Annotated in this window: 19 protein-coding genes; 1 reads left to right on the forward strand and 18 read right to left on the reverse strand. The window is 32.3% G+C overall.

The genetic code is table 11. The features are described 5' to 3' along the window. Window positions 1-91 precede the first annotated feature (91 nt). From DWX74_RS03105 to udp, 6 genes are all read right to left on the reverse strand, one after another. Window positions 92-559 carry a CBS domain-containing protein gene (locus tag DWX74_RS03105; RefSeq protein ID WP_006441058.1) on the reverse strand — a complete coding sequence of 156 codons (468 nt, stop codon included), beginning with the start codon at window positions 557-559 and terminating at the stop codon, window positions 92-94. Next, the gene (acpS, locus tag DWX74_RS03110; RefSeq protein ID WP_118548668.1) at window positions 556-942 is read right to left on the reverse strand and encodes a holo-ACP synthase; all 387 of its coding nucleotides are present in this window, start codon (window positions 940-942) and stop codon (window positions 556-558) included. Before acpS ends, DWX74_RS03105 begins: the two co-directional genes overlap by 4 nt. Window positions 943-1,300: 358 nt before the next feature. After that, window positions 1,301-1,936, reverse strand: a complete 636-nt coding sequence (gene deoC, locus DWX74_RS03115; protein ID WP_118548669.1) for a deoxyribose-phosphate aldolase — start codon at window positions 1,934-1,936, stop codon at window positions 1,301-1,303. 42 nt (window positions 1,937-1,978) lie between these two features. Continuing rightward, window positions 1,979-3,163 (reverse strand): phosphopentomutase, encoded by a 1,185-nt coding sequence (locus DWX74_RS03120; protein ID WP_118548670.1) that lies wholly within the window; start codon window positions 3,161-3,163, stop codon window positions 1,979-1,981. Between the two features lie 74 nt (window positions 3,164-3,237). After that, entirely contained in the window at window positions 3,238-4,440 is a 1,203-nt protein-coding gene (locus tag DWX74_RS03125) for a NupC/NupG family nucleoside CNT transporter (RefSeq protein ID WP_006441191.1), read from the reverse strand. Between the two features lie 33 nt (window positions 4,441-4,473). Then, window positions 4,474-5,259, reverse strand: a complete 786-nt coding sequence (gene udp, locus DWX74_RS03130) for a uridine phosphorylase (protein WP_006441190.1) — start codon at window positions 5,257-5,259, stop codon at window positions 4,474-4,476. Window positions 5,260-5,664: 405 nt separating this feature from the next. Between udp and DWX74_RS03135 the strand changes: the two genes are divergently transcribed. Then, window positions 5,665-6,414, forward strand: a complete 750-nt coding sequence (locus DWX74_RS03135) for a GntR family transcriptional regulator (RefSeq protein ID WP_199647531.1) — start codon at window positions 5,665-5,667, stop codon at window positions 6,412-6,414. Between the two features lie 82 nt (window positions 6,415-6,496). Here DWX74_RS03135 and DWX74_RS03140 read toward each other — a convergent pair whose 3' ends face one another. The 12 genes from DWX74_RS03140 to DWX74_RS03195 all read right to left on the reverse strand — a co-directional run bounded on the left by DWX74_RS03140 (window position 6,497) and on the right by DWX74_RS03195 (window position 17,231). Next, window positions 6,497-7,516, reverse strand: coding sequence for an FUSC family protein (locus tag DWX74_RS03140; protein ID WP_118548672.1), 1,020 nt, complete (start codon window positions 7,514-7,516; stop codon window positions 6,497-6,499). A gap of 247 nt (window positions 7,517-7,763) precedes the next feature. After that, window positions 7,764-9,143: a peptide MFS transporter gene (locus DWX74_RS03145; RefSeq protein WP_118548673.1), complete on the reverse strand. Its 1,380-nt coding sequence runs from the start codon at window positions 9,141-9,143 to the stop codon at window positions 7,764-7,766. 330 nt (window positions 9,144-9,473) lie between these two features. Beyond that, window positions 9,474-9,737: a FoF1 ATP synthase subunit delta/epsilon gene (locus DWX74_RS03150; RefSeq protein ID WP_040410756.1), complete on the reverse strand. Its 264-nt coding sequence runs from the start codon at window positions 9,735-9,737 to the stop codon at window positions 9,474-9,476. Between the two features lie 31 nt (window positions 9,738-9,768). Then, window positions 9,769-11,163: a F0F1 ATP synthase subunit beta gene (gene atpD / locus DWX74_RS03155; protein ID WP_118548674.1), complete on the reverse strand. Its 1,395-nt coding sequence runs from the start codon at window positions 11,161-11,163 to the stop codon at window positions 9,769-9,771. Between the two features lie 15 nt (window positions 11,164-11,178). Further along, complete coding sequence (atpG, locus tag DWX74_RS03160) at window positions 11,179-12,072, reverse strand: ATP synthase F1 subunit gamma (RefSeq protein WP_118548675.1); 894 nt, start codon at window positions 12,070-12,072, stop codon at window positions 11,179-11,181. After that, complete coding sequence (atpA, locus tag DWX74_RS03165) at window positions 12,073-13,566, reverse strand: F0F1 ATP synthase subunit alpha (protein ID WP_118548676.1); 1,494 nt, start codon at window positions 13,564-13,566, stop codon at window positions 12,073-12,075. Window positions 13,567-13,584: 18 nt separating this feature from the next. Next, entirely contained in the window at window positions 13,585-14,124 is a 540-nt protein-coding gene (locus DWX74_RS03170) for a F0F1 ATP synthase subunit delta (protein ID WP_118548677.1), read from the reverse strand. Then, entirely contained in the window at window positions 14,121-14,621 is a 501-nt protein-coding gene (gene atpF, locus DWX74_RS03175) for a F0F1 ATP synthase subunit B (RefSeq protein ID WP_118548678.1), read from the reverse strand. Before atpF ends, DWX74_RS03170 begins: the two co-directional genes overlap by 4 nt. Window positions 14,622-14,677: 56 nt before the next feature. Then, entirely contained in the window at window positions 14,678-14,923 is a 246-nt protein-coding gene (atpE, locus tag DWX74_RS03180) for an ATP synthase F0 subunit C (RefSeq protein WP_199647534.1), read from the reverse strand. Between the two features lie 133 nt (window positions 14,924-15,056). Then, entirely contained in the window at window positions 15,057-15,821 is a 765-nt protein-coding gene (atpB, locus tag DWX74_RS03185; RefSeq protein ID WP_118548680.1) for a F0F1 ATP synthase subunit A, read from the reverse strand. 4 nt (window positions 15,822-15,825) lie between these two features. Further along, entirely contained in the window at window positions 15,826-16,296 is a 471-nt protein-coding gene (locus tag DWX74_RS03190) for an ATP synthase subunit I (RefSeq protein WP_118548681.1), read from the reverse strand. Window positions 16,297-16,781: 485 nt separating this feature from the next. After that, window positions 16,782-17,231, reverse strand: coding sequence for a deoxycytidylate deaminase (locus DWX74_RS03195; protein WP_118548682.1), 450 nt, complete (start codon window positions 17,229-17,231; stop codon window positions 16,782-16,784). Window positions 17,232-17,338: the final 107 nt, after the last annotated feature.

Consider the following 17,338-nt stretch of genomic DNA (forward strand, 5'->3'; position numbering starts at 1 on the left):
ACACAGGTTTTCCACAGAATTTGAAGTATTATAATATCCTTGTAATTAAAAAAATAGCTGTTGCAAAATTTGCAACAGCATTTTTCATACATTATTTATCTCCGTAAAGAGATTTTATTATATCGTATCTACAAATAATTCCCTTAATCTTTCCATCATCATCAACAACTGGAACTCTATTTATAGACTTCTTAATCATAACATTTGCTACATCGTCAAACTTATCATCTTCATGAACAGTAACTATATCTTCTGTCATAAGATCTTCTACTTTATATGCAGCAATTCTCTTTAAATCTTTTTCAAGATTTTTCATATCGTCAAGGAATATTAATCCCTGTAGGAAATTTATTACCCGAGGTGGTTCTATGTATTTTTCCTTTTTAAGTATGTCTGTCTCAGAAATTATGCCTATAACTTTATTATCTTCATCGACAACAGGAAGCCCACCTATCTTATCCTGGATAAGCATTTTTGCTACATCAGATACTGTATCGTCTTTTTTTACTGTCTTAACATCAACTGTCATTATTTCTTTCGCTTTTAAATCATTCATCATACCTCTTCACTCCTTGTTATAGCCATAGCATTCGCAACAGCATATTCTCTGCAATGTGATAGTGATACTTTTATCTCACAGATATTATTATCTGAACAGAGCTTTTTAAAATTTCCATGTGCGATTACATAGGGTCTGCCTTTTTCATCCCTCAGCACTTCTATATCATTGAAGTTAAATCCTCTTATACCTGTACCAACTGCCTTACTTATCGCTTCTTTCGCTGAAAATGTAGCAGCTACACTTTCCCGCTTCATTCCCCTACTTTCAAAGTATTCTATTTCATTATCAGTAAAAATTCTTCTTAAAAATCTATCACTTTCAAGACTCTTCTTTATTCTGCTTATTTCTATTATATCTGTACCTATTCCAAATATTTCCATATCATTCCTACTTTGGCTCTTTAAATTTTTAATATTAATTATTTCTATAATATAATTATACTACAAAACTTAACTATATCCTTTATTTATATGAAATTAATTAAATATTTTTATTTTTCATTCTTTTCATTTCTTATTTTCTCATTGTATACAAAAAAGCAGGACACCCCTCTTACTGGATGTCCTGCTTTTCTAATTTTATCTTTTATAATTTTATAAGGTTGGTTAACTTTTATGATATTGGCGATATCACTTTTACTACATTCTTTTTAATTTAAATTATTTACACTTATTTTGGAATTTTATTATCATTTTGGAATTTTTATCAACTTATTTATTTTACTACTAATTACTTTTATTATTTTACTAGTCTACTTGTTCCTAGTCTGTCTGCTCCAGCTTTTATAAATTCTTCTGCATCTTCAAAAGATTTTATTCCACCTGCAGCTTTTATTTTTAAATCAGATCCACAATATTTTTTCATTAATTTTATATCTTCTATTGTAGCTCCTCCAGTTGAGAAACCAGTAGATGTTTTTATATATTCTGCATCTGATTTTGTAACTACTTCACACATTTTTATTTTTTCTTCTTCTGTTAGAAGGCAAGTTTCTATTATTACTTTTAATAATTTTCCATGACAAGCTGCTTTTATTTCATTTATTTCTTTTAGCACTTCGTCATATTTTCCTTCTTTAACTAGACCTATGTTTATTACCATGTCTATTTCATCAGCACCGTTTTTAACAGCATCTTCAGTTTCGAATACTTTTACAGCTGTAGTCATATTTCCATTAGGGAACCCTATTACTGTACATATAGGTAATTTACCTTCTGTATATTCTTTTGCTGCTTTTACAAAGTATGGAGGTATGCATACAGAAGCTGCATTTTTATCCATTCCCTGATCACATAGTTCTTTTATCTGTTCCCATGTTGATGTCTGTTTTAATAAAGTGTGGTCTACCATGTTTATTATTTTGCTCTGTTCCATTTTATTCTCCTTTTTTATTTTCTTTAGATTTTCCTCTAACCTCTAAAGATTGTCTAATACTGAGTATCCTATAGTATTTTCAGGCATTTCTACACCAAAGTTATCTGCTATAGTTGCTCCAATTACAGCAAATGTACTTGCATCTTCCATTTTTCCACCATTTTCGAACACTGGTGAATATGCTATAAATGGAACTCTTTCTCTTGTATGGTCAGTACCTTTAAATGTAGGGTCATTACCATGGTCTGCTGTTACTATAAGTAAGTCCTCTTCATTTAGATGTTTTAAAAGTTCTCCTAACTTTTCATCAAATCTTTCTATCTCTTCACTATATCCTTTTGGATTTCTTCTATGTCCCCATAATGCATCAAAATCAACTAGATTTACAAAGCAAAGCCCATTAAAATCTCTATCCGCTATTTCTATAGTCTGTTCCATTCCCTGAACAGATGATTTTGAACGATTTGACTCAGTTATTCCTTCTCCATCAAATATATCATTTATTTTACCAACAGATATTACATCATATCCGTTGTCTTTTAACTGATTTAAAACTGTTTTTCCAAATGGTTTTAGCGCATAGTCGTGTCTATTAGAAGTTCTTTTAAATTCTCCTTTTTTCATACCTATATATGGTCTAGCTATTACTCTACCAACTTTCCATTCATCTTTTAATGTAAGTTCTCTAGCTATTTCACAGTATTTATAAAGATTTTCAAGACCCATTGTTTCTTCATTACCGCATATCTGTAATACAGAGTCCGCTGAAGTGTATACAATTAGGTGACCTTTTTCTATTTCTTCTTCTCCTAATTCCTCTATTATCGCTGTCCCACTTGCACTTTTGTTACCAATTATTTTTCTACCACATCTTTTTTCAAGCTCTTCTATAAGTTCATCTGGAAATCCTGTTTCTGTAAATGTCTTAAATGGTTTTTCAACATTTAATCCCATCATTTCCCAATGTCCTGTCATAGTGTCTTTTCCTACACTTTTTTCATTTAGAGCCATGTATTTTCCAATTGGATTTTCTACAGGAGCTAGTCCTTTTAATTCTTTAAGATTGGCTATACCAAGTTTATGAAGATTAGGCATATTTGTTCCTTCATGTTCAACTATATGACCTAGAGTATCTGCTCCACTATCTCCATATTTAGCTGCATCTGCCATTTCTCCTATTCCAAGTGAATCTACTACGACGACAAATATACGTTTATATTTACTCATTTTACATTCACCCCTTTTATATTTATTGCTTTTATAATTTTGTTTACTACTATTATAGTTTATTTTTCATCCAATTAGAATAGCATTATAAATCCTACTGTCATTGCACTTAGTAAACTTACTGCAACCCCACCTATCATAGCTCTGAAAACTAATCTAGCTAGTGTGCTTTTTTTCTCTGGGCAAAGTATACCTATACCAGATACACATATACCTAAGCTTGAGAAGTTAGCAAATCCACAAAGTGATATTGTAGCCATTATTGCAGTTCTTGGATCCATACTTGATATTATTTTACCTAACTGTTCAAATGCTACGAATTCGTTTATTACAAGTTTGCTTCCTAAAAGATTTCCTTCCATTAGTATTTCTGATGGATCTAATCCCATAAGTGCTCCAAATGGTGCAAATACATAAGAGAAAATCTGTTCAAGACTTATTCCAAATACACCTAAACCTTTATTTATTAATGCAACTAATGCAACCATTGCTATTAGAGAAGCTCCCATTGATAATGCCATCTGCATACCAGTTACTGCACCTTCAGAAACAGCTTCTATTACGTTTGCATTGTTACCTTTGTTATCCATTTTTATATCCCCAACTTCGTGAACTTCTTCTGTCTGAGGGAATATTATTTTTGAAACCATTATACTTCCTATTGGAACTAGTGCACTCGCTATTAATAGATATTCCATTGGAATTCCAAGCGCTGTATATCCACCTAATATTGAAACTGACATACTTCCCATTCCAGATACTAGTACGACCATGATTTCACTGTCTGTCATTTTATTCAAATACTTACTTATTAATATTGGACTGTCTGTCTGACCTAAGAACATATTAGCAACTGCTACGAAACTTTCAACTTCTGAGCTTCCCATTATCCAACCAACTGCTTTTCCTATCCATTTAACTACAAAGTTAAGTACACCTATATAGTAAAGTAAACTTACAAGTGCTGATAAGAACACTATGTTTCCTAGTACCTGTACAGCGAATATCATACCTGTTGGTGCTGAACTATCTGCTAGTGAACCAAATACGAAAGATAATCCATTTGAACCACAGTTTATAACTCCTGTTACAGCGTCAGATATTTTTGAAACTACCATTCTACCTGCTGGAACTTTTACAAGTATTAAAGCTATGATAAACTGAGCTATCATACCTTTTAAAAGCATTTTGAATGATACGTCTTTTCTTTTCCAAGATATTAACCAAAGTATTCCTAGTACTACTACGATTCCCAGTAAATTTAATATTGCTTTCATCCGTTTGTTCTCCTCTATTTACTGAAAATCAGCCTATTTATTGTTTTCTCTATCTTCTTTTATTAATATACGAAGTGCTTCTACTCCAACTTTTATAGCACTTTCTGTATCGTGTACTATTGGGTTTTCTAATCCAGCTGCGTTTCTTTCCTGGTTTCCTACAACTAAGAAGTTAGATCCACAACGAACACCTAAATGACTTGCTGCTATAAATAATGCAGCTGATTCCATTTCTGAAGCTTTACATCCTAATCTTTTCCAAGCTTCCCATTTATTTAAAAGTTCATAACTAACTGGCATTCTTTCTGGTTCATGCTGTCCGTAGAATGCATCTTTACACTGAACAACTCCTGCATGATATGTATATCCTAATTTTTTAGCTGCTGCAACTAAAGCATTAGTTACTTCTAAGTCAGCAACTGCTGGGAATTCTATTGGAGCGTATTCTCTTGAAGTACCTTCCATTCTTATAGCACCTGTAGCTACTACTATATCTCCACCTTTTACATCTATATCTATTCCACCGCAAGTACCAACTCTTACAAATGTATCCGCACCACAAAGTCTAAGTTCTTCCATTGCTATTGATGCTGATGGACCACCTATACCTGTTGATGTAACACTTACTTTTTCTCCATCAAGGTATCCTGTATATGTAACATATTCTCTACTATCAGCAACTAGTACTGCGTTATCGAAATGTTTTGCTATTTTTTCACATCTTTTAGGATCTCCTGGAAGTATAACGTAACGTCCAACATCTCCTGGTCTTATCTGTAAATGATACTGTAATCCAACTTCTCCTGAATAATTCTGCATAATTGTTCTCTCCTTTTTCATTATGAATTTTATTTTTTTAATTTATTATTTGTAATTATTTCTTTCTTAGAGTTATTTTTATTCTTCATCAATCATTTGTATAATTATTTGTCTTTTTATATAACTCTCTGTCTTTAGTTGTATAATATCATATACTTGTCTAGTCTGCAATACGTTTTCTGTATTTTTTTAGCAATTTTTTATTAAAATATAACCTTTTCCTTACATTTTTATGTGTATTTTATACTTTTTTGACCATTTTACAATTAGACAAGTTGTCTACCTGTCTAATTTTTATAATACATTTCTATTCTTACTATTTCTCATAACTTTCTTATCTATTGACAATACAGAGTTTGAAACTTATAATACAACTTGTATAATTTAATGGATAGGGGGAGGAAAATGATACCAGAGATTTCATCTGAAAAACAAAAAAAATTAAAACATGTCAAAGTTTACGATCAATTATTTAAAAAAATACAGGACGGTGTTTATCCTCCAGGATCAAAACTTCCATCAGAGCCAAATCTAGCTGAACAGATGGGCGTTAGTAGGATGACACTTAGAAGAGCTCTTGCACTCTTACAAGAGGACGGACTTATTTCTAATATTCAGGGTAAGGGAAATTATATCAAAGAGCTTCACCCTATAAGCAAGAATTTTGGAATGGAAAAGCTTCAGCATCCTTTCTATGCTTGTTACAATGATGAGATAGATGACTTAGAAATAGAATTTAGAATAGAGCCTGCAACCGATGCAATATCAAAGAACTTAGAAAGAAAAACTGCCGCAGTTGTTATATCTGATAGATGGTATAAATTTGATGGTGTAACTAAAGGCTATTCTCTTAGTTTTATCCCTATAGAAACTATTTCTGAGTACGATGTAGATTTAAATGATATAAATAACCTAAAAGATTTTATGGAAGATAGGATTTATTCTATTGCTTCTAAAAGCAGTTGTGAACTTAGTTTTACTACTACAGGTAACTTTACAGCTATAAAATACGAACTTTCACACGATGAAATGTTCATACTTATACTAGAAACACTTTATAACAGCAATGGAAATGTAATAATTTCCACTAAACACTACATCCCACTTACAATGTTTAGAATGCATTTAAACGTAATAAATAAATTAAGTGAATAAAAAAAAGAGCTAAATTTCCTCTTTTAGTAAATACTTTTTTAGAGGATAATTGAGCTCTTTTTCGTTTTTTTATATTTATTTTTTAATATTCTACGTCAATTAAATCAATTTCTTTATCACTTATTTTTTCTAATAATAATTTTGTACCACTACTTATTATATGTAATACAAGTACTATCGCTATCCCAATAAATAAACCTACAAATCTATTTACCATAGCAGTTTCTGCATTAAATATTATCAGTGATGCATTTATTGATGATATGAAGTTTATAAACTGTTTATACTTGTATTTATCTATAAAGAACCCAACATATCCAAGTATCATTACTAGAACAGCTGCATACTCGACAGGGAATATATATCCAAATACTATTGAGAAGAAGAATATTCCACACACTGTTGCTGTAGTTCTGTATTTTATTCTATCTACCATATCACTTGTATCTATCTGAGTTAAAGACATTACAACTATACTAATCCATAATGGTTTTGCAGAATTCATAAGTGCAGCTATAAGTATAGCTAATGAAACTCCAATCGCCATTCTTGCAGATACATCTATATATTTCATACCTTCTTTTATCTGCTCTTTTAATGTTCTTCCCTCTTTTCCATAACCTCTTTTTTTCCACTCAATATATGTAACTACAACAGTTATAACTGTTGCTATTAACATACCAAGCATTCTTTTAGGGAATAGGTCAATAGTTACTGGGACAGATTGACAGAATAAAAGAGGTAATAAAAATACCATATTCATTCTGTATGGAGCTGGCTCCGTAGTTACTATCATCGTTATAAATATATATATAATATTAAGTGGTAATGCAAGCCATGGAGAGATCACTCCAATTTGAGCAACTATACCAGATCCTAAAAATAGTATAGCTATCATAATAAGCATATCGTAAAGCTTTATACCTGTATTCATCTTAGGGAACATCATTATTCCAACATATATTGCAACTCCAGGTAGTGTATTTTCTTCACCAAAAATAGCCATATATGCCATTATAAATCCCATCATCGCTAAAAATCTAAATGTATTATGTTTAATTTTTTCTATAAATTTACTCTTTTCATTACTTTTTTTCTTCAATCAAATAACCCCCTTTTTTGATACAATGAATATAATAACATATAATTCTTAACTTTTCATTAAAAATATTTATATATTTTATATTCTAATATTCTGTAAATTTTATTATTCAAAGGAGATTTATTTTACTTTTTATAATGAGCTATTTCTTATTTTATATTTATACATAAAAAAACTGTCACACAAATGTGTGACAGTTTTCATTATATAAACTTTAAATTTTTCAATCTCAATTATAATCCAAAGATTATTTCTGTCCTGCTGTAAGCATTGCTTCAAGTTTTTTATCGAATACAAGAAGTAATACAGCTGATACTATTAGTATAACTGGTATAGCTATGAATACCTGCATCATACCCATTGATTCCATTATACCCTGAACGTATCCTGATGCTTTAGAAGCAGCGAATGTTGCTAATGTCCAAACACCCATTAATACTGTTAAGTATTTAGCTGGAGCATGTTTAGAAACCATTGAGTTTCCTAGTGGAGAGAAGCACATTTCACCTATAGTCTGGAATACTGTGAATCCCATTAACCAAGCAACTGAAGCTTTAGCAGTTTCTGGAGCGCCAACTCCTCTTGTGAATTCTGCACCTATCATGAATACGAATGCTACACCTAGGAATATGAATCCTAAAGAAACTTTCTGGATCATAGTTAAGTCACCCTGAGGTCTCTTAGATAATTTAGTCCATATAGCAGCCATAACAGGTCCAAGTAATATACAAAGTAATCCGTTAAGAGTAGTTTCTATCCATACTGGTGGTATTGGGAAGCTACCTATGTTCATGTTTACATAAGTGTTCATGTAAAGAAGAACTGAAGTAGATGCCTGATAGTAAGCTGTCCAGAATATTATAGTGAATGCAGATATTATAACTATTGCTATAACTCTTTTCTTTTCTTCTGGAGTTAAAGCTCTGTTAGCTTCTTCAGCTGAAAGAACTTTTTTCTCTTCATCACCATTGCTAAGCATTTTCTGTGGTAATTTACCAGCGTCACCTAATACTCTCCATCCTAAAACTGAAACTACTGTAGCTACTAACATCATTACTCCTGATAAACCGAAACATTTCTGGAATCCCTGAACTAAGTTTCCGTCTACAGTTGTAGCAAATGTATTAGCACATAAGTATCCTAATATTAAAGATCCGAAGAATGAACCAACATTTACGAATGAATATAATATAGAGAACGCAGAGTCTTTCTGAGCATTATCTGTATATAATTCCCCAACCATTGCATTTAACTGGTTTTTGAATAGACCTGTTCCTATTGAAACTACTGCGATTAATGCATGAACGTGCATAACAGATGTTGCAAAGTATCCTATGAACCATCCACCTGCCATTATAAGAGCACCTATAACAACACAGTATCTAGCTCCTAACCATCTGTCTGATATTACCCCACCTATAACTGGTGCTAGGTAAGTGAAAGCCATTAAGTTAGCCCCGATTACTGCTGCATCTTTAGCATCTAATCCAAGACCACCTTCAGCAACGGCTGTAGCTAAGAATAATAATAATAGCGATTTTGATCCGTAGTATGCGAATCTTTCACAAGTGAATACTAATCCACAAGCGTATAACCCTTTAGGGTGTTTTACTGAATCATTTCCCATTTCTGAAATCCTCCTATATTTATTTTGTAAAAGCGTTTGCTTTTCTTATTAAATAGCGACATCTAGGTATATATTTTTTCTATGAGTCGCTACTTTTTTATTATATAACATTGCATATCCAATAATCAAGTTTTTTGTTATCTTTTTGTTACTTTTTTCTGACTTTTTTTAAAGTAATCAATATTAAAAAACTATTATATTTAGATTGATTTCCATTTTCCAAACTTAACTTTTAAAATTGTTTAAAATCGTTTTCATAGTTAAAAAAATAAAAACCGGTATTAAAATATTCATTTTTTAAACGAATTTTTAATACCAGTTTATTTTATTCTAATCTACATTTTTAGCCATTTTTGTAAGAATTACTACATTTTCATATTCAGAACTTATAAATCCACCTGTAGAAAATACTAGCTCAGTAGATTTTTCTGATTTTATTTTTATATTTCCTTCAATTATTTCAGCCGAAAATGGACGTCTATTTTTTAAAATCTGTCTTTCTCCTCCAGTTGTTTTTACTATAACAGAATCAATATCTCCGTCATAGAAAGTTTTGTTTGGAGTAATTATTTTTAAATGTAATGAATTTTCCATTATTCCACCTGCCTTCACTGACTAGATTTTACTATGCATTCTGCACTCTAGCAGTTACATCATCTATTGTTCCAGCAAATAAGAATGCTGATTCAGGAACATTGTCGTGTTTTCCATCTAATATTTCTCTGAATCCTCTAACTGTTTCTTTTATTGGAACATATTTACCTTCTTTTCCAGTAAACTGTTCAGCAACAGCAAACGGCTGAGAAAGGAATTTCTGTATCTTTCTAGCTCTTGCAACAGTTAATTTATCTTCATCTGATAATTCATCCATACCTAATATCGCTATTATATCCTGAAGCTCTCTATATCTCTGAAGTATAGACTGAACTTCCCTAGCTGTTTTGTAATGTTCTTCTCCAACTATTTTAGGATCTAGTACTCTTGATGTTGATTCAAGTGGATCAACTGCAGGATATATACCCTGAGAAGATATCTGTCTTGAAAGAACTGTCTTAGCATCTAGATGTGAGAATGTTGTAGCTGGAGCTGGGTCAGTAAGGTCATCGGCTGGCACGTATACTGCCTGAACTGATGTTATAGAACCATCTTTTGTAGATGTTATTCTTTCCTGTAGGGCACCCATTTCTGTAGCTAGTGTTGGCTGGTAACCAACTGCTGAAGGCATACGTCCTAGAAGTGCTGAAACTTCTGAACCTGCCTGAGTAAATCTGAATATATTATCTATGAATAAAAGCACATCCTGATGTTCTTCATCTCTGAAATGTTCTGCCATTGTAAGCCCAGTTAATGCAACTCTCATTCTGGCTCCAGGTGGCTCATTCATCTGACCAAATACCATCGCAGTTTTTTCTATAACTCCTGATTCAGTCATTTCCTGGTATAAGTCGTTACCTTCTCTTGTTCTTTCTCCAACACCTGAGAATACTGATATACCACCGTGCTGCTTAGCTATATTGTTTATAAGCTCCTGTATTAGTACTGTTTTACCAACACCAGCACCACCAAATAGACCTATTTTACCACCTTTTAGATATGGAGCTAAAAGGTCTACTACTTTTATTCCTGTTTCAAGTATTTCTGCATGTGTTTCTAATTCGTCGAAATCTGGAGACTGTCTGTGTATAGGCATTCTTTTTACACCTTCAAGTTCCCCTTTTCTATCAACTGCATTTCCTAATACGTTGAATACTCTTCCTAAAGTTTCTTTACCTACTGGCACACTTATTGGAGCACCTGTATCTATAGCTGTTGCTCCTCTTACCATACCATCTGTAGCATTCATAGATATACATCTAGCAATATCATCACCGATGTGCTGTGTAACCTCTGCTACAACTTTATGGCCATCTTTCATTTCTATTTCAATTGCATTAAATAGGTTTGGAAGTTCTCTACCGCTATTAAACTTAACGTCTATAACGGCACCTATTATCTGCACTACTTTACCTTTATTTGCCATCTGATTATGACCTCCTTATTTAAGAGCCTCTGCTCCACCGGCTATTTCTGTTATTTCCCGTGTTATAGATGACTGTCTTGCTCTATTGTACTCTACTTCTAGTTTGTTTAGCATTTCATCTGCACTTTCTGTTGCTGACTGCATTGCATTTCTTCTAGAAGCTTGTTCAGATGCAAAGGACTCTCTAATTCCATTGTACACCTGAGATGCTGTATATTCTGAAATTAATCTTTTGAAAATAACTTCTGCAGAAGGAAGATACTGTCTTCTTGGCTCTACCTTCTTAGGATTTTTTCTTTTTTCTCTTTCATCTAATTTTTTCTCATCCTGTTTAAGCATTTCAAGTTCTACTGGGAATAGTCTTTTTTCTCTTACTGTCTGTATAAGAGCTGATCTAAATTTTGTATATATAAAATATATCTCGTCAATTTCTTTATCTTCGTATAATTGTATAAGATTTTGAGTTATCTCATGCATCTCATCAAATGCACAGTGTTCTGCGCTTTCTATTTTAAAAGGTATTTCAAATCCTTTTTTAGTAAAGTACTCGCAAGCCTTTTTACCAACTGGAACAACCATATCCTTTTCTGGATTCCGCAGTTCCATTACAGATTTGAAGATATTTACATTGTATCCACCAGCAAGACCTCTATCCCCTGCAACAGCTATAAAACATCTTCTTTTAACTTCTCTTTTTTCGACAAATTCTTTACAAGATGATTTTACATCTGCACCAGTTCTAATCATCATATCGTATAATTCATACGCATATGGTTTTGATCTTTCTGCTTTTTCTCTAGCTTTCATCAATTTAGAAGAAGAAACAAGGTTCATCGCACTAGTTATCTGTCTAGTACTTTCTATACTTGCCTTTCTTCTCTTTATCTCTTTAGTTCCGACTCCCGCCATTTATCTCACCTCTTTTTTAAAGTTTTCTACTAATTCAGTGAGTTCTTTTCCGTAGTCTTCTCCATTAAGAATTTTTTCGTATATACTTGGTTTATTTTTTCTTATATAGAAACATAATTCTTTTTCAAAATTATGTATTTCATTTATCTCTACGTTGTCAAATAATCCATTAAGTACAGAGTAAACTGTCACTACCTGTTCTTCAACTGGTAATGGGTTGTGTTCATCCTGTTTTAGTATTTCTACTATTCTTTCACCCTGTTCTAGTCTAGCCTTAGTATCTGCATCTAAGTCTGAACCGAACTGAGAGAACGCAGCTAACTCTCTATACTGAGAATAAGCTAGTTTTAATTCTGATGCTAATTTCTTCATAGATTTTATCTGGGCTGCCCCACCAACTCTCGAAACTGATATACCAGGGTCAACCGCTGGTCTTATTCCTGAGTGGAATAATTCAGGCTGAAGATATATCTGTCCATCTGTTATAGATATTACGTTTGTTGGTATGTATGAAGAAACGTCACCTTCCTGAGTTTCTATGACTGGTATTGCAGTCATTGATCCTCCACCAAGTTCATCTGAAAGTTTTGCAGATCTTTCAAGAAGTCTTGAATGAAGATAGAATACATCCCCAGGATAAGCTTCACGTCCTGGTGGTCTTCTTAATAATAAAGACATTTCTCTGTAAGCAACCGCGTGTTTACTTAAATCATCGTATATTATTAAGACATCTTTTCCCTGATACATGAATTCTTCACCCATTGCAGTACCTGCATATGGTGCTAAGTACTGAAGTGGAGCTGATTCTGATGCTGTAGCAGATACTACTATTGTATAGTCCATTGCCCCGTAATCTCTTAGTGAGCTAACTAACTGCGCAACAGTAGATTTTTTCTGTCCTATAGCAACATATATACAGATTATATCTTTACCTTTCTGGTTAAGTATTGTATCAGTAAGTATAGATGTTTTACCTGTCTGTTTATCACCTATTACAAGTTCCCTCTGTCCTTTACCTATTGGAACCATTGCATCTATCGCCTTTATACCAGTCTGAAGAGGCTGATATACAGATCTTCTATCCATTATTCCTGGAGCCTCTGCTTCTATAGGTCTTGTTTTATCAGTTTTTATACTTCCTCTTCCATCTATTGGGTTACCTAGAGGATCCACAACTCTACCTATTAGAGCATCTCCTACTGGAACTTCAACTATTTTTCCAGTTCTTTTAACTATGTCATCTTCTTTTATTCCCTCTTCATCTCCAAGAAGAACTGCCCCGACAGTTTCTTTCTCTAGATTTAGAGCCATCCCATATACTTCACCTGGGAATTCAAGAAGTTCGCCAGCCATTACATCATCAAGTCCGTAAATACTCGCTATATTGTCACCTACGTTGAATATTTTTCCTGTATCAGATAGCTCGACTCTGTTATCGTAGTCTTTTATCTGCCGTCTGATTATCGAACTTATTTCTTCAGGATTTAAACCCATATTCTCACCGCCGTTTCCTTATATCATTTTAGACAGTTCTTTTTTAAGTCCGTTTATTCTACTTCTTACAGTACCGTCTATTTCTTTATTTCCAATCTTTATAAAGACTCCTCCCATTAAGGACTTGTCTATTTTATTTTCTAATTTTACAACTCTACTAAATTTCTTAGACATCTTAGTTTCTAGCTCTTTTATCTCTTTATCAGATAATGGAACTACACTGTAGACTGTACCTTTTTCTAGAGTTTTCTTGTCATTTACTAATTTAACAAATCTGTGGTATACATCATCTATATATCTAATTTTTTTTCTATCTATTAGAACCTTTAAGAAATTTATAAGGTATATATCAGTTGTATCAGAAAAGATTTTTTCGAGAATAGCCTTTTTATCGTCGGCTAATATAAAAGGTGTTTTTAATACATCCGAAAGATCCTTATTTTCTTTGATAGTTTTTACAACCTCTGAAAACTGGGCTAAAACCTCGTCTGTAGTTTCAGTTTCCTCAGCTACATCAAACATAGCTTTTGCGTATATTGGAGCTGATTCATCTATCATACTACGTCTCCTGTTCTATCTATAAATTCGTCTATCAGTTCTTTATGTTTATCCTTGTCTATTTCTTTTTCTATAATTTTAGATGCTGCAAGGATAACAAGATCTGACATCTCGTCCTTCATATCGTTCATAGCCCGGATTCTTTCTTCCTCTATTTCTCGTTTTGCTCTTTCCTTTATCATCTCAGCATCTTTCTTGGCATCGTCTTTAATCATATATGATTTTTCTTTTGCCGCTTCTACTGCTGAATTTATTATATTTCTTCCTTCTTCTTCTGCTTTTCCAACTTTTTCTTCGTATTCTTTCTTGAAAGCTTCCCCTTCTGCTTTTATCTTTTTACCTTCCTGTATATCCATAGCTATATCTTCTTCTCTAGCTTTGATAACAGCCATAACTGGTTTAAATAATAGATGTTTAAGTATAAGGAAGATTACAACCGCATTGGCTAGCTGGAAAAAGTACTCATATGTTAATGTAATTAACGGTTTTAATTCCATGCTTTATACCTCCCAATCTGTGAAAATAAACTCACAGTTAATAACGCTCTTTTAGCTTATATCCAAGGGTTAACGAATATAAGAATTATCGCTATTATAAGTCCGTATATTGCTGTAGATTCTGCTATGGCAGCCCCAACTATAAATGAAGACATTACTTCACTTTTTGCTTCTGGCTGGTTACCAACTGCTTCTGCTAGTTTACCTGCTGCGTAACCCTGTCCTACACCTGCTCCTACACCTGTAAATACTGCTAATCCTGCTCCTATTGCTGATCCTGCAACTGCTATTGCTGTAGCCATATCCATAATAATTTCCTCCTTTGGCCTCTTGCCATTTAATATTTTTTTAATTTAATTTATTTTAATTTTTACTATATTTTTATTTTACACACTCTACTCTATAAACTTAGCATCGTTTCTAAGTTATAAAATACTAAGCATTTTTTAATTTTTTCTTTTCTAATTTTCTAGCTTCTCTTTTCTTTAATAGACTAATGTCTACTGAGTTGCTTATAAATACCATTGTAAGCATTATAAATATAAATGCCTGTATAGAACCTGCAAATATATCAAAGTATAGATGAAGTGGTACCGGAATTAAAAACTGTGCAAAAGGTATTTTAACTCCAGGAATCAATTCTGAAATATACGCCATAAGCTTATAGAATAGCATCATTATAAGCGTACCACCCATTATATTACCAAATGGACGGAAACTTAATGAAATAGGTCTAGCTATTTCTCCAACTAAGTTTATTGGTAATAGTACCGGTGTCGGTTCAATCATGTCTTTGAACACTGCGCCACCATTAAATCTAATAGATACTGAATATATAAGTATTACTGTTATTGTAGATAATGCTAATGTAGTATCTAAATCGACTGTAGGCGACCTCAAACCGATTAACGGAACTAGGTTCGAACACAAGAAGAATAAGAATAAACTCCCTATATAAGGAACTATATTTGGTATTCTTTCTACCAATTCTTTCCCCATTGTTGTCTCGACTAAGTTATAAAGTTTGAGAACAGCATATTCGAGGAATACCTGAACTTTACTCTCTGGTACCTTCTTTAAATTTCTTGTTAGAAGATACGATGCTATAGCAAGACCTGCTATTATAATCCAACTTACTATAACTGTTTCGCTGAGCCTAAATCCATTAATATTTACCAACCATCTCGCCTGTGTATTCATCTAGCTATGCCTCCTTTCTCGTAAAAATAGCTGATATCTTCTGCAACATTAAGACTATTTGTGTACTTAAAAGTCCAAGCGCTGCAGTAAACATACTAACTGAATCCAATTTTGCCCCTATAAATAAGATAACGGCATATATTGCGAATCTAAAGAAATATCCTCCCGCAAATTTTAATTGGACTACAGTCTTCCCTGCTTGATTCACCAAACTCTCCGTTGATGATACAAGCATACAAAAGTTAAATATTGAGGCTGCACTTCCTATTATTAGGCCAAGAACAGCCGCACTATCTAACTTTAAAACGCTACCTATAAGAGTCTCTCTGTCTATAGATATCTTTGAACAAACCATTAAAGCTATAATAACAACTATATCAAAAATTATGATTCCCTTTATCACTGCTTTAACCTGATTTTTCAACATATTATCCATCAGATCACATCCCCTTTTTGAAATTATTTTTTCATCCATATTACTCAATTATACCCTATTAACAGGATAAGTAACATAGTGTATTATTTATTTTTATGTATTTGTTTAAAATAATAAATTATTTTTTTATTTATTTTTAATTTAAACTATTGATTTTTTACAATAAAGCTATATTTCTTAATCATCTTAATATCTGAATAATTAGAAAGATGCATGATTTTCACCTTTGTATTTTGTATATTTTTAAAAACTAACTCATTATAGAATATTTTTTTAAAGTTATCAACCTTATTTTTATCTTTTAACAAAATTTCAATTTAAATTCGTCTTGCTCTAAATTTCTTCACATAAAATCTTTCAGTGCTAGTTATTCCAACGCTTGTAAAAAACAATTTCCTGAATTTCGACTTCAAAAAAGAGATATTGATAATATTTTCTTATAGTAAAATAATAAAAAAAAATAACCCGAAAAACTATTTTTAATAATTCTTCGGGTTTGTTTTTATAATTCTTCGGGTTTGTTTTTATAATTCCTCAGGATATTTTATCATTTCAACTCCAGCTTCATCTAATAACTGTGTTGAAAGGTCGTCTGGATAATCTCCCTTGTATATTATTTTTTTTATTCCTGCGTTTATACACATTTTTGCACATAGAACACAAGGTCTAGTAGTTACGTATAGTGTTGCATCTTTTATACTAACACCATTATAAGCAGCCTGTATTATTGCATTTTGTTCTGCATGTAGTGCTCTACAAAGCTCATGTCTTTCTCCAGAAGGTATCTGCATCTGTTCTCTCTTACATCCTATATTCTGACAATGCTCCAAATTTTTTGGAGCTCCGTTGTATCCTGTTGTAAGTATCTGTTTATCTTTTACAATTATAGCTCCAACCTGTCTTCTTATACATGTAGATCTCTTTTTTACTACCTCGGCAATTTCCATAAAATATTCGTCCCATGAAGGTCTCATCTTAAAACACTCCTTTTTAAGCAATTATTATATCTACATAATGAAACTTTATATTTTAATTATGCAATTTTTATTCAAAAATATTTATAAAAAAACTGCCTCTTTAT

This window comes from Peptoclostridium sp. AF21-18 (assembly GCF_003478825.1).
Classification (GTDB): domain Bacteria; phylum Bacillota; class Clostridia; order Peptostreptococcales; family Peptostreptococcaceae; genus Peptacetobacter.

Bases quoted from the DNA above. Each gene is read 5' to 3' on its own strand.
- DWX74_RS03190 (WP_118548681.1), bottom strand. From the start codon at position 16,296: ATGGATGAAAAAATAATTTCAAAAAGGGGATGTGATCTGATGGATAAT.
- atpE (WP_199647534.1), bottom strand. From the start codon at position 14,923: ATGGCTACAGCAATAGCAGTTGCAGGATCAGCAATAGGAGCAGGATTA.
- DWX74_RS03125 (WP_006441191.1), bottom strand. From the start codon at position 4,440: ATGAAAGCAATATTAAATTTACTGGGAATCGTAGTAGTACTAGGAATA.
- atpD (WP_118548674.1), bottom strand. From the start codon at position 11,163: ATGGCAAATAAAGGTAAAGTAGTGCAGATAATAGGTGCCGTTATAGAC.
- udp (WP_006441190.1), bottom strand. From the start codon at position 5,259: ATGCAGAATTATTCAGGAGAAGTTGGATTACAGTATCATTTACAGATA.
- atpF (WP_118548678.1), bottom strand. From the start codon at position 14,621: ATGGAATTAAAACCGTTAATTACATTAACATATGAGTACTTTTTCCAG.
- acpS (WP_118548668.1), bottom strand. From the start codon at position 942: ATGGAAATATTTGGAATAGGTACAGATATAATAGAAATAAGCAGAATA.
- DWX74_RS03120 (WP_118548670.1), bottom strand. From the start codon at position 3,163: ATGAGTAAATATAAACGTATATTTGTCGTCGTAGTAGATTCACTTGGA.
- DWX74_RS03170 (WP_118548677.1), bottom strand. From the start codon at position 14,124: ATGATAGATGAATCAGCTCCAATATACGCAAAAGCTATGTTTGATGTA.
- deoC (WP_118548669.1), bottom strand. From the start codon at position 1,936: ATGGAACAGAGCAAAATAATAAACATGGTAGACCACACTTTATTAAAA.
- DWX74_RS03195 (WP_118548682.1), bottom strand. From the start codon at position 17,231: ATGAGACCTTCATGGGACGAATATTTTATGGAAATTGCCGAGGTAGTA.
- atpB (WP_118548680.1), bottom strand. From the start codon at position 15,821: ATGAATACACAGGCGAGATGGTTGGTAAATATTAATGGATTTAGGCTC.
- DWX74_RS03135 (WP_199647531.1), top strand. From the start codon at position 5,665: ATGATACCAGAGATTTCATCTGAAAAACAAAAAAAATTAAAACATGTC.
- DWX74_RS03105 (WP_006441058.1), bottom strand. From the start codon at position 559: ATGATGAATGATTTAAAAGCGAAAGAAATAATGACAGTTGATGTTAAG.
- DWX74_RS03145 (WP_118548673.1), bottom strand. From the start codon at position 9,143: ATGGGAAATGATTCAGTAAAACACCCTAAAGGGTTATACGCTTGTGGA.
- DWX74_RS03150 (WP_040410756.1), bottom strand. From the start codon at position 9,737: ATGGAAAATTCATTACATTTAAAAATAATTACTCCAAACAAAACTTTC.
- atpG (WP_118548675.1), bottom strand. From the start codon at position 12,072: ATGGCGGGAGTCGGAACTAAAGAGATAAAGAGAAGAAAGGCAAGTATA.
- atpA (WP_118548676.1), bottom strand. From the start codon at position 13,566: ATGGGTTTAAATCCTGAAGAAATAAGTTCGATAATCAGACGGCAGATA.